This window comes from Leifsonia xyli subsp. xyli str. CTCB07 (genome assembly GCF_000007665.1).
Taxonomy (GTDB): Bacteria; Actinomycetota; Actinomycetes; order Actinomycetales; family Microbacteriaceae; genus Leifsonia; species Leifsonia xyli_C.
In genome coordinates, this window is the sequence record NC_006087.1 from 106,657 (window position 1) to 119,313 (window position 12,657).

The following is a 12,657-nucleotide window of genomic DNA, read 5'->3' on the forward strand; positions in this document are numbered from 1 at the left end:
AATGACAGACGAGGCCTCGCCGCGTGTGCTGGGCGCGACGCCGGCCGCGGCCGGCGTCGCCGAGCATGTCACCGAGCCGGTCGCGTATGACGCCATCCTGCTCGCCGGCTTCGGCGGGCCGGAGGGACAGGACGATGTCATCCCGTTCCTTCGCAATGTCACGCGGGGCCGGGGAATCCTCGACGAGCGCCTCGAAGAGGTCGCCCAGCACTACCGCCACTTCGGCGGAGTGAGCCCGATCAACGACCAGAACCGCGCGCTCAAAGCGGCGCTGGAGGCGGAGCTCGCCTCGCGCGGCATCGACCTGCCGGTGCTCTGGGGGAACCGCAACTGGGACCCCTACCTGGCGGACGCCCTCACGGAGGCGGACCAGCGCGGGTTCACCAAGCTCATCGCGGTCGCGACCAGCGCCTACTCCTCCTACTCCAGCTGCCGCCAGTACCGCGAGGATTTCGCCCGCGCGCTGCGGGAGACCGGGCTCGAGGGCCGTATCCAGATTGACAAGGTGCGCCAGTTCTTCGACCACCCCGGTTTCGTCGAGCCGTTCATCGAGGGCGTGAAGAACGCCGTCGAGGAACTGCGCGAGAGGGCGCCGGAGATCCACCCGGCGACCGGTGTGCGCATCCTGTTCTCGACACACTCCATCCCGTCGACGGACGCTGGCAAGTCCGGTCCGTCCGGGCGGCCCGATTCCGGCGAGCCCTGGGGGGAGGGCGGGGCCTACGCGGCTCAGCACCTCGCGGTCGCGGAGATCGTCTCGCACGAGGCGACCGGCGGCACGATCGGCTGGGACCTCGTCTACCAATCCCGCTCGGGCCCCCCCTCGATGCCGTGGCTGGAACCCGACATCAACGACCGCATCGCCGAGCTGCCCGAGCTGGGCGTCAAGGCCATCATCATCGTGCCGCTCGGTTTCGTGAGCGACCATATGGAGGTCCTCTGGGACCTCGACACCGAGGCGATGGAGTCGAGCGAGGAGAACGGCCTGCTCGCCGTCCGCGTCCCGACGCCCGGCACCCACGCCAAGTACGTCAAGGGCCTCGTGGATCTGGTGCTTGAGCGCCGCGATGGCCTTCCGGTCGCTCAGCGCCCCTCCCTCACCACGCTCGGCCCCTGGTACGACGTGTGCCGCCCGGGATGCTGCGAGAACGTCCGTCTTGGCTTCAAGCCGGCCGTTGCCGGTCTCACGCCGTGATCGTCTCCGACGGCCCGGCGGAGCGCCGGCAGGGAGCGCTCCGCGTCGGCACTCGCGGTAGCCCGCTCGCCGTCGCTCAGACGCAGGCCGTCTCCGCCGCCGTCGCGCGCGCGACGGGCTTCGACATTGAGCTGGTCACGGTCACCACCCACGGCGACACCTCGCGCGAATCGCTCTCGGAGCTGGGCGGGACCGGTGTTTTCGCGACCGCGCTGCGGGACGCGCTGCGGAACGGCGAGTGCGACCTCGTCGTCCACTCGCTGAAGGATCTGCCGACCGCGCCCGCTCCCGGACTCGTGCTCGGCGCGGTGCCGAAGCGCGCCGACGCCCGCGACACCCTGTGCGCTCGCGATGGTCTCCGCTTCGGGGAGCTGCCGGAGGGCGCGAGCGTCGGTACGGGGTCGCCGCGTCGGGCCGCTCAGCTCAGGGCGCAGCGTCCCGGCCTCGACATCGTGGACATCCGCGGCAACGTCGACACGCGGCTGAGCCGTGTCTCTGCGGGGGACCTGGACGCTGTGGTGCTCGCCGCCGCCGGACTCGGCCGCCTCGGCCGCCTCGACGCCGCCACCGACTTCTTCTCCCTCTCGACCATGCCGACCGCTCCCGGTCAGGGAGCACTTGCTCTGGAGGTGCGCGAGGGGGACGAGCGGGGGCGGGGACCGATCGCTCGCGCGCTCGCCGCCGTCGACCACGCGACCACGTGCGCTGCGACCACCGCCGAGCGCGCCGTGCTGGCCGGCCTCGAAGCCGGCTGCGCGGCCCCGGTCGGCGCGACCGCCATGATCGACGACGGCCTCCTCTTCCTCACGGCGACCGTCTACCGGCCCGACGGTGCCGCGCAGCTCACCGCGTCCCACGCCGCGACGCCGGATTCGTTCGGCGCGGCGCACCTGGACGAGGCCGCCCGCGATGTCGGAGAGCGCGTCGTCGCTGAGCTCCTCGCCTCGGGCGCGGCCGATCTGGCTCCGCTGAAGGGCCTCCGATGACGACGGGATCGGTGCCGAAACCGCTCGCCGGCTGGCGTGTTCTGGTCCCGCGCGGGGGGCCGTGGGGCGACTCCGTGGCGGCGGATCTGCGAGCGGTGGGCGCTTCGCCGGTCGTCGCGGCCATGATCAATTTCGCGCCGGCGGCCGACGCCTCCGCTCTGGAGCGCGCTCTGCACCGCCTGGCCGCCGGCGAGTTCGACTGGGTGACGATCACGAGCGCGACCACGGTGGATGTGCTGAGCGCGTCCCGCGCGGTCGTCCCGCCCCGCACACGGATCGCCGCCGTCGGAGAGACCACAGCCGCTGCGCTCACCGCGGCCAGCTACAAGATGGACCTCGTGCCCGCGGAGGACAACTCCGCCCACGGACTGCTTGCGGAGTGGGAAGCCGCAACCCAGGGCCAGGTCCCGTTGCGCATCCTCACGCTCCGTTCCGATATCGCCAAGCCTCTCCTCACCGAGGGGTTGCGCCGTATCGGGCACGACGTCGATTCGGTCGTGGCCTACCGCACGATCGGCGTGACCGTGCCGGAGAGCGTGGTCGCGGATGTGCGGCAGGGGCTCGTGCAGGCGATCCTCGTCACGAGCGGCTCGGTGGCCGAGCAGGTGCAGCTGCAGCTCGGCCCCATTCCGGAGTCCACGCTGGTCGCGGCCATCGGACCGCGGACGGCGCGCGACGCCCGCGACTGCGGTCTGCGGGTGGATGTCGTGGCCGAGGAGCGCACCGCCGCCGCGCTGATCCAGGCGGTCGTGGCGGTGGCCGCCTCCCGTGTGGGCTGACCGGTTCCGCGGCGTAGGGTTGAGCGAGTGAGCGAACTGCACCCCGTCATCAGACCCCGCCGTCTGCGGCAGTCGCCGGCGATGCGGCGTCTCGTGGCCGAGACCCGGCTGCACCCCGCCGAGCTGATCCTCCCTCTCTTCGTGCGCGAGGGCCTGGCCGAGCCGCGGCCGGTCGCGTCGATGCCGGGCGTGGTCCAGCACACGCTGGACTCGCTGAGTCGTGCCGCCTCCGGCGCGGCTGAGGCGGGCGTCGGTGGCGTCATGCTGTTCGGTGTGCCGGAGATGCGCGACGCCGCCGGCTCCGCCGCGACCGACCCCGACGGCATCCTGAATGTCGCGACCCGCACTGTCGCCGCCGAGGTGGGCGACGCGCTCGTCGTGCAGACCGATCTGTGCCTGGACGAGTTCATCGACCACGGCCACTGTGGGGTGCTCGACGGAGCCGGAGCCGTCGACAACGACGCGACTCTGCTGCGCTACCGCGACATGGCGCTCGCGCAGGTCGAGGCCGGCTCCCAGCTGCTCGGCCTCAGCGGCATGATCGACGGTCAGGTCGCCGCCGTGCGCCAGGCGCTCGACGCGGCCGGTCACACGGAGACGGTGCTCCTCGCCTATGCTGCCAAGTACGCTTCCGGCTTCTACGGCCCCTTCCGCGACGCTGTCGACTCCCCGCTGGTCGGCGACCGCCGTGCCTATCAGCAGGACCCGGCCAACCGCCGAGAGGGTCTGCGCGAGGCCCGCCTCGACCTGGACGAGGGTGCGGACATCCTCATGGTGAAGCCGGCGCTGAGCTACCTCGACGTGCTCAGCGACGTCGCCGCCATCAGCGAGGTCCCGGTCTGGGCCTACCAGGTCTCCGGCGAGTACGCGATGGTGGAGGCCGCCGCCGCGAACGGCTGGATCGACCGCGACCGGATCATCGAGGAGACGCTGGTCGGCGCCCGCCGCGCGGGGGCCGATGCGATCGTGACCTATTGGGCGACCGAAGTGGCGGGGTGGCAGCGATGAGCGAGACCGGCATCCCGGGCTTGGCCGCCGCCGCGATCGGGGAGGCCAACCTCGCGCAGTTCGGGCGCGCGCAGCGGGTCATCCCCGGCGGCGTGAACTCGCCGGTGCGCGCGTTCCGCTCCGTCGGCGGGACGCCGCGGTTCATGGTTTTCGCGAACGGGCCGTACATCGTGGACGCCGAAGGACGTGAGTACGTCGACCTCGTCGCGTCGTGGGGGCCGGCCATTCTGGGGCACGCGCATCCCGCCGTGGTCTCCGCTGTCCAGGAGGCCGCCGCGCGCGGTCTCTCGTTCGGCGCCTCGACCCCGGCCGAGACCGAACTGGCGGAGGCGGTGATCGCTCGGGTCCCGTTCGTGGAGAAGCTACGGCTCGTCTCCACCGGCACGGAGGCGACGATGACCGCCATCCGGCTCGCTCGCGGTTTCACCGGCCGCCCACTGCTGATCAAGTTCGCCGGGCACTACCACGGCCACTCCGACAGCCTCCTCGCGGAGGCGGGCTCCGGTCTCGCCACGCTCTCGCTGCCCGGCTCGGCCGGGGTCACTGAGGCGACGGCCGCGCAGACCCTGGTGCTCCCGTACAACGACTTGGGGGCCGTGCGTGCCGTCTTCGAGGCGAACGGTCCCGACATCGCCGCGGTCATCGCCGAGGCCGCCGCCGCGAACATGGGCGTCGTCCCGCCGGACGAGGGCTTCAACGCCGCGCTGACCGACCTCGCTCACGAGTACGGGGCCCTCCTCATCCTCGATGAGGTGCTGACCGGTTTCCGCGTGAGCGAGGCCGGGTTCTGGGGTCTCGACCGCGGCTACACCCCCGACCTCGTCGCCTTCGGCAAAGTCATCGGCGGCGGGATGCCGCTCGCCGCGGTCGGCGGACGGGCCGAGCTGATGGACATCCTCGCCCCGGCCGGCCCCGTTTACCAGGCCGGTACGCTCTCCGGCAACCCGGTCGCTGTCGCCGCCGGTCTCGCAACGCTGGCCCACGCCGGCGAGGCGGTCTACGACCGGTTGGACATCGTGGCCGGCACCCTCTCCGCCGCCGTCTCCGACGCCCTCACCGCCGAGGGCGTCGCCCACAGCGTGCAGCGGGCCGGCAACCTCTTCAGCTTCGTTTTCGGCGACGTCGCCGCCGCTCCGCGCACTTTCGCCGAGGTGCAGCGGCAGGAGGCGTTCCGCTATCGGGCCTTCTTCCACGCGATGCTCGACGCGGGGGTGTCCCTGCCGCCGAGCGTGTTCGAGGCGTGGTTCGTGACCGCCGCGCACGACGATGCGGCTGTGGGCCGCGTCCTCGAAGCGTTGCCCGCTGCTGCGCGGGCGGCGGCCTCGGCCTGCCCCGGACGTCCGCTGCTATTCGTCCGCCGGTGAGGGGTCCCGGGTCAGCGACTCCACGAACGTGTACGTTGCACCTTCCGGCCAACCGTCGGCGTCCAGGAGCGCGTACACGTCGAATTCCAGCGTCCCGCCGCCGCCGGCGGGCCAGCGCAGGATCCGTGGCGGCGAGTCCGACGCCGAGCGCACGGTGACCGTCCGCGGTTCTACACCGGAACGCAGAAGGCGGGCGCGGAAAGTGGTCGTCCGGGTCACCCGACCACTTTCCCACACCCGTCGCGGCGTGGTTTCTGGTTTCCGTTCGCCGGCCGGAGCGCCGCCGCGCCATCCTGTCCGGTTCCAAAGGAACGGTTGTCGCTTTGTTGAGGTTCGCTCTCCCCGCCCGGGGGGCGGGCTTGGCAGGATAGAGGCTATGGCCGACCTGCATGTTCACCCCGACCGTTGGGAGATCCACCTCACGCGGGCCGAGAAGGCCCTGGCCCTGCGTCGAGAGAACCTTGTGATCCCCCGCGAAAGCATCCGCTCGGTCGCCATCACGGAGGACCCGTGGATCTGGATTCGTGGCATCCGCGCCCCAGGTACCGCCGTCCCGCTCACACTCTCCGTCGGCACCTGGAAGTTCCACGGCGGCAAGGATTTCCTGCTCATCAAGGGCAAACAGCGCGCCGCTGTCGTGGTCGACCTGGACGGCGAGGAGTTCTCCCGCGTGATCGTCTCCTCGCCGCACGCCGCGAAGCTCGTCGAGGCGCTGCGGGTGGATATCTCGGAGATCCCGGGCGACGGCGAGGGCGGCAGGTAGCGGTTCGGGTTCTCGGGCTCCGCCGCGGACGCGAGGCCCTCTCGCGGCCTCAATATTATATTTTATCTAATGTGCAGAGTGAAGCGAAACTGTGGGGTGCTCATGCCACCCTGCCTTGAACCTGAAGGATCGAGCTGCTTGAACTCGTGAAATCGTCGCCACAGCGGCTGTGGCTGCCGTCCTCGGGGCGCTCGGCGCTGGCCCCGCGAACGCGGTGACGGCCGTCCCCGACGTCTTGGCGCGTGTGGCCGACCCTGCGCTGTGGATCTGCGCACGGCAAAGAATCATCCGACATTGAATCGTTTTTTCGTTCAAAACCAGCAGATCGGCTACGCGAACGGTAAGAGCATCGCGCTTCTGCACGCCATCGACCCCTATGGGAAGCGAATTCCCTTCCAGGCAGGCGTCGGCGGGTACCAGCCCTCAGCCACACGGGCGTACTTCACGGACATCGACGAGATCCGTGCCTGGAACTACAAGACGTACGGTAAGATCGAGCTCGCCTCTACGGCGATGATTACGAAGCGTGCAAGCCGGGAAGGCGATCTGCTCGGTGCGTTCACCGGTGTGCGGGTCGGGGCGAAGTTCTCTGACGCGATCCAGTGGATGGCTGACTCGAAGCTGAGCACGGGCACCGCTACCGAGCCGGGTCCGGTCTACGGCCCGAAGGAGTCCCTGACCCGCGCGGCGATGGCCGCGTTCCTCTTCCGCCGCGCTGGTGCGCCGTCCAGCTACAAAGCCCCGGCCAAGAGCCCCTTCACCGATGTCCCGACGACGCACCGGTGTGGGACCGCGGGCGTGGCAGACGAACGGGAAGTCCGGGATCGCCCTCACCGTGACCGGCGCGACCCTCGCCGCCATCATCCTGCGCCCCAAACGCGCCCCAGAGGCCCCAGGAAAAACCGGCTGGGCCACCGCACCCCACACCCGAACACACCCCACAGCAACTCACACAAGACCCCTGGGGCAACGTTCCACCGGCCGACGAGACCCCCTTCTAGGAGAACACCCCATGACCGACCCCATCACCCTGACCGCCGTTGAGGCTCTGACGGCAGACCGGGACGCATACGCGCAGGCACTCGGGGACATGTACAGCCTCCTCGGCTTCGACCGCGACGGGAACCCGACACCGGCCGCGAGCCTGACCTCCGGGGCTGAGGATTTCGCGAACATGATGGTCGCTGCCGCCGGGGCGGCCCGCGAAAACGCCGAGGAGGCTGTGCGTGAGGCGCGGGACGACGCTCTCGAAGAGGTCCGCGCCCACAGGATCGAACACGTCTTCCAAGAGCGCCCGCACGAGTACAGCTACCGCTGTTCCTGCGGATTCCTCATCAAGCACATGCCGTTCGGCGGCCTGGTGGAGTGCCCGGATCTGTCCGATCTGATCCGCGGAACGGCCGCGGAGGAGGCCCCGCATGACCGAAACTGACCCGCTGCTGGCAGCCATTGAAACGCTCACGAAACCGGTTGTGGATCACATCGCCCAAAGAACCGACTCGGGCAAGTGGATAAAAGCTCATACCGTCGAGCATCCGCCCCTCCTGAAGCAGATGCGTGAAGCCGTGTGGCCGTCCACCGGCAACGACGGCAACTCGAAGAGCTCACCCCAAGAACGCGCCCTTGCCGACAACAGCATGCTCTTCGCGTACGTGACGATCAACGCCGCGATCGCGGATTGGGTTCGCATGGCCGGTGGGAAACCCACCCGTTACCCGATCCCCAACCTCAATCAGTGGGCTCGCCTCCACATGTCCGACCCCGACCGTGACGACGACTGGTATGTGCGCATGCTCCACGGGTGGGCGTACACGATCCGACACTGTTCGACGAACCGGAGTCATTCACCCTCGCCGGTGCCTGCCCGGTGTGCGGTTCCACTGAGTGGGGCAACATGATCGACGGAGGCGGAATGCGAGTTCTGAAAGTCGAATACGTCCTCGACGACAACGCGCGCCCGAAAGATGTGAACGTGCTCTGCCAAGCGTGCCGTGTCGTGTGGGAAGGCCGCGAGGCCGTTGAAGAACTCGCAGACGAACTCAGCGAGAGAGCAGGGTGAGGCAGTCGCCGACACGCCATCGAACCGCGGAATGAATGACAAAGCTGTCATTCCCGGCTGTACGCAGTCTTGCGTAGGTGAACTCTGCCTGGCAGCACCCTTGAAGCCCTGACCGGAAATAGCGGGGCTTTCTCACTGTGACCAAACAAGTCAACGACGCTGCCCTTACTTCGCAGCTGTCGGATTCGAGTTGAGTCGATGGCGACGTGGGAAGAAGATAGCGAGCCAGACCACGATTCCCACGATGGGAACGAGGACAAGGAGGACCGTCCAGCTTGCTTTGTCAGCAGTGCGGACTGTTTCGTTCTTCCAGGTGACGACGAGTGCCCAGATCGCTGCAACTAGTTGACTGAGGACGACCAGCAGAACGATCAGATGTAACGGTGAAGCTGTATTGGCGAGCATGGCATTTTCCCTCTCTCAGATAGCGGCTGCTGCCAGATCGATCCGGCGCTGTTCACATGCATCGTATGCGACTCGCCCCAGGAAATCGGGCTTCCTTTGATGCCGACTTGAATAAGCCACGACATGGTCAGGTTTCGCTGGCTGGTGCTTCCAGTGTCAGTGCATCCGGTGTTCGTGACGTAGTAACCGACAGCCCAGGACACGTTGCACTGGTGGTTTCCCTGCGTCCCACGGTAGCTCTGGGTGACCCAGGCATGACTGCCGTCGTAGTAGAAGTAGCCGGACTGGGTTTCTTGATCAGTGATGTTGTTGAAGGCTTGACTGTAACTTCTTCCCTTGACCGTTCCGGCGGCTGTAGCGGCGGCCAGCGACTGATAGGCGGGTGCGCTCAAATACTGCTTCGCCGCAGCAAGGCCGGAAACCGTAACGATCGTTGCGGCCGACGAGGTGAGGATCACCGTCGTGTTGCAGACGCTAACCGGCTGGGTGGTCTTGCCAGCGGCGCGCGCTGCAATGATCGCGTCAACGCACGTTGTGTTCTGATACGTGTATGTGCTGGACTGTGCGACGTTAGCGTCAGGCGTTGGTTGGCTCCCCTGTTCACTAATCGTCTCGAACCCAAGAGGGGTCAAGTGTCCGTGAGAGAGTTTCGACGACGGCTAACGATGACGGGTCGTTCCATCAGGCAGGCAATCCACCATGGCGACCTCGCGCACCAGGCTGGCTCCCTCCCTCCACTGGAGGAAGAGAGTCCTCGACGCCGGGCGGAGTCAAGGCGTCACACACTGTCCGATCTGCGCGGTCGGACTCGATTACCGGGTGACGCGGAAGCCGAACAGCGCCGAACCGGACCACATCATCCCCGCAGCCAACGGCGGCACAAACCCCCTCAGCAATGGGCGCGTCATCTGCCGACGCTGCAACCAGTCACGCGGAAACAAGACGATGGACCCACAACCGCCAAAACTGCCTCAAAAGGTCATCACAACCCCGATCTGGTGACACGAAGGGGATACCCACCCCTTTCGCCTCCTCAGGCTCGCACAAGTTCTACTGTGAGATCGCCTGGCTGCGCGGCTCGGGAATCACGACGGGCTATGCCGACGCCACGTTCCGTCCGGAGAACCCCATCTCGCGCGAAGCGACAGCGGCGTTCCTGTACCGGACCATCAAAGGGCCCGGCTCCGCGGTCAAACCTGCGCGCGCCTTTTGCCGATGTGCCCGTCGCCAGCCAGTTCGCTGGCGAGATCGCGTGGATGAAGCAGGCCGGGCTGTCGACGGGCAACGCTGACGGAACCTACCAGCCCAAGGCCCGAGATCACACGGGAGGCCATGTCGGCCTTCCTCCACCGGGCCCGGAACATGCGCTGACGGAGGTATCGGGCATCGGGCCGGGCGTCGTCGTACACGCGATGGCGCCCGGCCCTCGCTGTGGGCGCCGCGCTTACAGGAGGCGGTGGCCGCGACCGGCGCTACGACAGCAGCATCAGGACGATGCCGGCCAGCGGCAGCGTCCCCTGGATCAGCGCCGACCGCAGATGCCCGCGTCCGGTCGTGACCAGCACGACCGCTGCGGCCAGCATGGACCCCATCGTGAACAGGATGAGCGCGAGACCGGCGCCGAGCGTCCCAGCCCCGTAGAGGATCAGCCCCACGATCGCCCCGATCGCCAGGAACAGGTTGTAGTAACCCTGGTTGTAGGCCAGCGGCCGGGTCGTCTCCGCCGCTGCCTGGTCGGCCACGCCGAACCGCCTCCACACCGTCGGCCGCGTCCAGGCGACGCTCTCCATGAAGAAGATCGCGATGTGCAGGGCGGCGGCCAGTGTGACCACGACGGTGGCGAGGACGATCATGCGGCCAGCATACGGCGACACCGGCGGTGGGAGGGGAGGGACGCCCCGGAGTCGGTCCTCCACTCACGCCCGGACATCCACCACTGTCCGTCCGTGTATGTGTCCGGCCAGGATCTCCTCTGCGGCCGGAATCGCCTCCGCGAGCGGGATGGTCCGTGTCATTGTGGCGAGGGTGTCCCGGTCGAGGTCTGTGGCCAGCCGTTGCCACGCTGTCTCCCGCAGTGTCACCGGGGCTTCGACCGAGTTGATCCCGATTAGGGTGATAGCGCGGAGGATGAACGGCAGCACTGTGGTGGGGAGGTCCGGGCTCTGCGCGAGGCCGCAAGCCGCGACGGCGCCCCCGTACCGGGTCTGCGCCAGGACGGTGGCGAGGGTCGTTCCGCCCACCGCGTCCACCGCGCAAGCCCAGCGCTGGGCTTGCAGCGGCTTCCCGCCGCGTGCGATTTCGTCCCGGTGGATGATCGCCTCCGCGCCGAGGTCCGTCAGGTAGCCGCCGAGTTCCTGGGCCCGGCCGGTCGCAGCCGTAACCGGGTAACCCAGTTTTGCGAGGATCGCCACCGCGACGGAACCCACGCCGCCCGCCGCACCCGTCACCAGCACGCTCGAACCCTCCGCGCGGACCCGGTCGGGGTCGGCCCCGCTCCGTTCCAGAGCGAGCACCGCCAGCATCGCCGTGAAGCCCGCCGTCCCGATCGCGGCGGCCTGCTCGGCCGTGATCGAATCCGGGATCCGCACCAGCGCATCCCCCCTCACCCGCGCCCGCTCCGCGAAGCCGCCGTGGTGGCGCTCGCCGAGGCCATCCCCGTTCAGGACGACCCGATCGCCGGGCCGCCAGCGGGCATCGTCGGAAGCCGCGACGCTCCCGGCCAAGTCAATCCCCGGGATGAGCGGGGAGATCCGAGCGACCCCCGGCCGCCCCGCGATCACCAGGCCGTCCTTGTAGTTGAGGTCGGAGAAATCGACGTCGATGGTGACCGCGCCGGGCATCAGGATGTCGTCGGAGACCCGCCGGATCTCGGCGGAGTGCGCAAGCACACGTCCGCCCTCGGTCTGCTGGTCGATTACGATCGCGCGGAATCCGGTCATACGGCTCACGCTACCCGCGTCCGTTCAGCGCCCGTGTCTCCTCCGGCAGCGCTCCGCCCGCGTAGAGCCCCGCCGCCAAGGAACGCCCACCCGCGCCGGATGGCCTCTTCGGTCTTCTCATCGTCTGTTGGCAGCGCACCCCGGAACCGCACATCGGTCCGTGCGTTCAGCGCGAACGGCACGCCCTCCGCCGCGCTCGCCGCCTCCCGCATCTAGGATGGCCGCATGACCGGAACCGGCGACCAGTTCGGATGACGCCCTCCACCCCGGCGCATCCATCGCCCCGCCCCGGCCGCTCGAGCGCTCCGAGCACCGGGAGCCCTCCGCTGCCGTCGATCCCGCCCGGCGCACCCCCGAACCCCCCAAGACCCGGTCTGCGCTCGGCCGCCGTGTCTCGATCAACGCGGTCGTCGACTCCGCGTTCTTCGTCTTCGGCGGGCTGGCCGCGATCTGGCTGGCGTGGATCGTGCTCACCGAGAGCTTCGGCTGGGGCTTGCTCCTCCTTCCGTTCTTCGTCCTGTTCTGGGTCGTCCTCGCCTACCTCGTCCTGCCGCGGCTGCATCGCATCCTGACCCGGATCTACGTTCCGGACTACTTCATCGGCCGGTCTCGCACCAGCGATGGGCTGCTCGGCGACCCGATCAACCTGGCGCTTCTCGGCTCGGAAGCGCAGCTGGACGAGGCCATGTCCGCGGCAGGGTGGACGCGCGCGGACGAGGTGACGGCGGCCTCCAGCCGGCGGATCGTCGCCTCGACGATTCTTCGCCGCAGCTACGACGAAGCCCCCGTCAGCCCGCTCTTCCTGTTCGGGCGCCAGCAGGACGTCGCTTACCAGCAGGAGGTTCTGGGCAACCCCGCCAAGCGTCACCACGTCCGCTTCTGGCGCTGCCCGGACGGCTGGCTTCTCCCCGGAGGCCACCGCGTCGATTGGCTCGCCGCCGGCACATTCGATCGGGCTGTCGGCTTCTCGCTGTTCACGCTCCAGATCACGCACAAGATAGACGCGAACACGGACATCGAGCGCGACCATATCGTCTCCACCCTCACCGGGTCCGGGCTGGACGTGGAGGTGTCGGTCATCCGCGACTTCTCCACCGGCTACCACTAGCGGAACGGCGGCGGGGACAGCATCAAGACGGATGGCGATCTCCCGATCGTC

The 12,657-nt window shown here is 68.6% G+C and carries 17 protein-coding genes; 12 read left to right on the forward strand and 5 right to left on the reverse strand.

All coding sequences use genetic code 11. The features are described from left to right. Position 1 precedes the first annotated feature (1 nt). The 5 genes from LXX_RS00540 (at position 2) to hemL (ending at position 5,332) form a co-directional block, all read left to right on the forward strand. Complete coding sequence (locus LXX_RS00540) at positions 2 to 1,195, forward strand: ferrochelatase (RefSeq protein WP_041768006.1); 1,194 nt, start codon at positions 2 to 4, stop codon at positions 1,193 to 1,195. After that, positions 1,192 to 2,181, forward strand: a complete 990-nt coding sequence (hemC, locus tag LXX_RS00545; RefSeq protein ID WP_011185199.1) for a hydroxymethylbilane synthase — start codon at positions 1,192 to 1,194, stop codon at positions 2,179 to 2,181. Before LXX_RS00540 ends, hemC begins: the two co-directional genes overlap by 4 nt. Next, complete coding sequence (locus tag LXX_RS00550) at positions 2,178 to 2,960, forward strand: uroporphyrinogen-III synthase (RefSeq protein ID WP_011185200.1); 783 nt, start codon at positions 2,178 to 2,180, stop codon at positions 2,958 to 2,960. Before hemC ends, LXX_RS00550 begins: the two co-directional genes overlap by 4 nt. An 81-nt stretch (positions 2,961 to 3,041) precedes the next feature. After that, entirely contained in the window at positions 3,042 to 3,968 is a 927-nt protein-coding gene (gene hemB / locus LXX_RS00555; RefSeq protein ID WP_050737973.1) for a porphobilinogen synthase, read from the forward strand. Continuing rightward, entirely contained in the window at positions 3,965 to 5,332 is a 1,368-nt protein-coding gene (hemL, locus tag LXX_RS00560; protein WP_223227673.1) for a glutamate-1-semialdehyde 2,1-aminomutase, read from the forward strand. Before hemB ends, hemL begins: the two co-directional genes overlap by 4 nt. On the opposite strand, the gene LXX_RS00565 is transcribed toward hemL, so the two are convergent. After that, positions 5,315 to 5,551 carry a hypothetical protein gene (locus LXX_RS00565; RefSeq protein WP_041766860.1) on the reverse strand — a complete coding sequence of 79 codons (237 nt, stop codon included), beginning with the start codon at positions 5,549 to 5,551 and terminating at the stop codon, positions 5,315 to 5,317. The genes hemL and LXX_RS00565 overlap by 18 nt on opposite strands. 157 nt (positions 5,552 to 5,708) lie before the next feature. On the opposite strand from LXX_RS00565, the gene LXX_RS00570 reads away from it, so the two are divergent. From LXX_RS00570 to LXX_RS00580, 4 genes are all read left to right on the forward strand, one after another. Next, positions 5,709 to 6,095, forward strand: coding sequence for a hypothetical protein (locus tag LXX_RS00570; protein WP_041766862.1), 387 nt, complete (start codon positions 5,709 to 5,711; stop codon positions 6,093 to 6,095). A 294-nt stretch (positions 6,096 to 6,389) separates the two neighbouring features. Further along, positions 6,390 to 7,139 carry a hypothetical protein gene (locus LXX_RS13925; protein WP_192807305.1) on the forward strand — a complete coding sequence of 250 codons (750 nt, stop codon included), beginning with the start codon at positions 6,390 to 6,392 and terminating at the stop codon, positions 7,137 to 7,139. Continuing rightward, a complete protein-coding gene (locus LXX_RS13930) occupies positions 7,108 to 7,527 on the forward strand; it encodes a hypothetical protein (RefSeq protein ID WP_041766864.1) in 420 nt (139 codons plus the stop codon). Before LXX_RS13925 ends, LXX_RS13930 begins: the two co-directional genes overlap by 32 nt. Next, positions 7,514 to 7,993, forward strand: coding sequence for a DUF7341 domain-containing protein (locus LXX_RS00580; protein WP_041766866.1), 480 nt, complete (start codon positions 7,514 to 7,516; stop codon positions 7,991 to 7,993). The genes LXX_RS13930 and LXX_RS00580 overlap by 14 nt, the downstream gene beginning before the upstream one ends. Positions 7,994 to 8,319: 326 nt before the next feature. On the opposite strand, the gene LXX_RS16415 is transcribed toward LXX_RS00580, so the two are convergent. Further along, positions 8,320 to 8,559 (reverse strand): PLDc N-terminal domain-containing protein, encoded by a 240-nt coding sequence (locus LXX_RS16415; RefSeq protein ID WP_041766868.1) that lies wholly within the window; start codon positions 8,557 to 8,559, stop codon positions 8,320 to 8,322. Next, positions 8,526 to 9,017: a hypothetical protein gene (locus tag LXX_RS13940; RefSeq protein WP_141692785.1), complete on the reverse strand. Its 492-nt coding sequence runs from the start codon at positions 9,015 to 9,017 to the stop codon at positions 8,526 to 8,528. The genes LXX_RS16415 and LXX_RS13940 overlap by 34 nt, the downstream gene beginning before the upstream one ends. A gap of 241 nt (positions 9,018 to 9,258) precedes the next feature. Here LXX_RS13940 and LXX_RS16420 point away from each other — a divergent pair, with 241 nt between their 5' ends. Both LXX_RS16420 and LXX_RS16425 read left to right on the forward strand, forming a co-directional pair. Then, positions 9,259 to 9,561 carry an HNH endonuclease gene (locus tag LXX_RS16420; RefSeq protein ID WP_041766870.1) on the forward strand — a complete coding sequence of 101 codons (303 nt, stop codon included), beginning with the start codon at positions 9,259 to 9,261 and terminating at the stop codon, positions 9,559 to 9,561. Beyond that, positions 9,455 to 9,850, forward strand: a complete 396-nt coding sequence (locus LXX_RS16425; protein WP_081423031.1) for an S-layer homology domain-containing protein — start codon at positions 9,455 to 9,457, stop codon at positions 9,848 to 9,850. The genes LXX_RS16420 and LXX_RS16425 overlap by 107 nt, the downstream gene beginning before the upstream one ends. 181 nt (positions 9,851 to 10,031) lie before the next feature. Here the strand turns inward: LXX_RS16425 and LXX_RS00595 are convergent, their stop codons facing one another. Beyond that, positions 10,032 to 10,412, reverse strand: coding sequence for a DUF1304 domain-containing protein (locus tag LXX_RS00595; RefSeq protein WP_011185206.1), 381 nt, complete (start codon positions 10,410 to 10,412; stop codon positions 10,032 to 10,034). A 63-nt stretch (positions 10,413 to 10,475) separates the two neighbouring features. Beyond that, a complete protein-coding gene (locus tag LXX_RS00600) occupies positions 10,476 to 11,498 on the reverse strand; it encodes an MDR family oxidoreductase (protein WP_011185207.1) in 1,023 nt (340 codons plus the stop codon). 466 nt (positions 11,499 to 11,964) lie between these two features. Here LXX_RS00600 and LXX_RS00605 point away from each other — a divergent pair, with 466 nt between their 5' ends. Next, positions 11,965 to 12,606 carry an LssY C-terminal domain-containing protein gene (locus LXX_RS00605; RefSeq protein ID WP_011185208.1) on the forward strand — a complete coding sequence of 214 codons (642 nt, stop codon included), beginning with the start codon at positions 11,965 to 11,967 and terminating at the stop codon, positions 12,604 to 12,606. Positions 12,607 to 12,657 lie beyond the last annotated feature (51 nt).

Bases quoted from the DNA above. Each gene is read 5' to 3' on its own strand.
- LXX_RS00540 (WP_041768006.1), top strand. From the start codon at position 2: ATGACAGACGAGGCCTCGCCGCGTGTGCTGGGCGCGACGCCGGCCGCG.
- LXX_RS00550 (WP_011185200.1), top strand. From the start codon at position 2,178: ATGACGACGGGATCGGTGCCGAAACCGCTCGCCGGCTGGCGTGTTCTG.
- hemB (WP_050737973.1), top strand. From the start codon at position 3,042: ATGCGGCGTCTCGTGGCCGAGACCCGGCTGCACCCCGCCGAGCTGATC.
- hemL (WP_223227673.1), top strand. From the start codon at position 3,965: ATGAGCGAGACCGGCATCCCGGGCTTGGCCGCCGCCGCGATCGGGGAG.
- LXX_RS00570 (WP_041766862.1), top strand. From the start codon at position 5,709: ATGGCCGACCTGCATGTTCACCCCGACCGTTGGGAGATCCACCTCACG.
- LXX_RS13930 (WP_041766864.1), top strand. From the start codon at position 7,108: ATGACCGACCCCATCACCCTGACCGCCGTTGAGGCTCTGACGGCAGAC.
- LXX_RS00580 (WP_041766866.1), top strand. From the start codon at position 7,514: ATGACCGAAACTGACCCGCTGCTGGCAGCCATTGAAACGCTCACGAAA.
- LXX_RS16415 (WP_041766868.1), bottom strand. From the start codon at position 8,559: ATGCTCGCCAATACAGCTTCACCGTTACATCTGATCGTTCTGCTGGTC.
- LXX_RS16420 (WP_041766870.1), top strand. From the start codon at position 9,259: ATGGCGACCTCGCGCACCAGGCTGGCTCCCTCCCTCCACTGGAGGAAG.
- LXX_RS16425 (WP_081423031.1), top strand. From the start codon at position 9,455: ATGGGCGCGTCATCTGCCGACGCTGCAACCAGTCACGCGGAAACAAGA.
- LXX_RS00595 (WP_011185206.1), bottom strand. From the start codon at position 10,412: ATGATCGTCCTCGCCACCGTCGTGGTCACACTGGCCGCCGCCCTGCAC.
- LXX_RS00600 (WP_011185207.1), bottom strand. From the start codon at position 11,498: ATGACCGGATTCCGCGCGATCGTAATCGACCAGCAGACCGAGGGCGGA.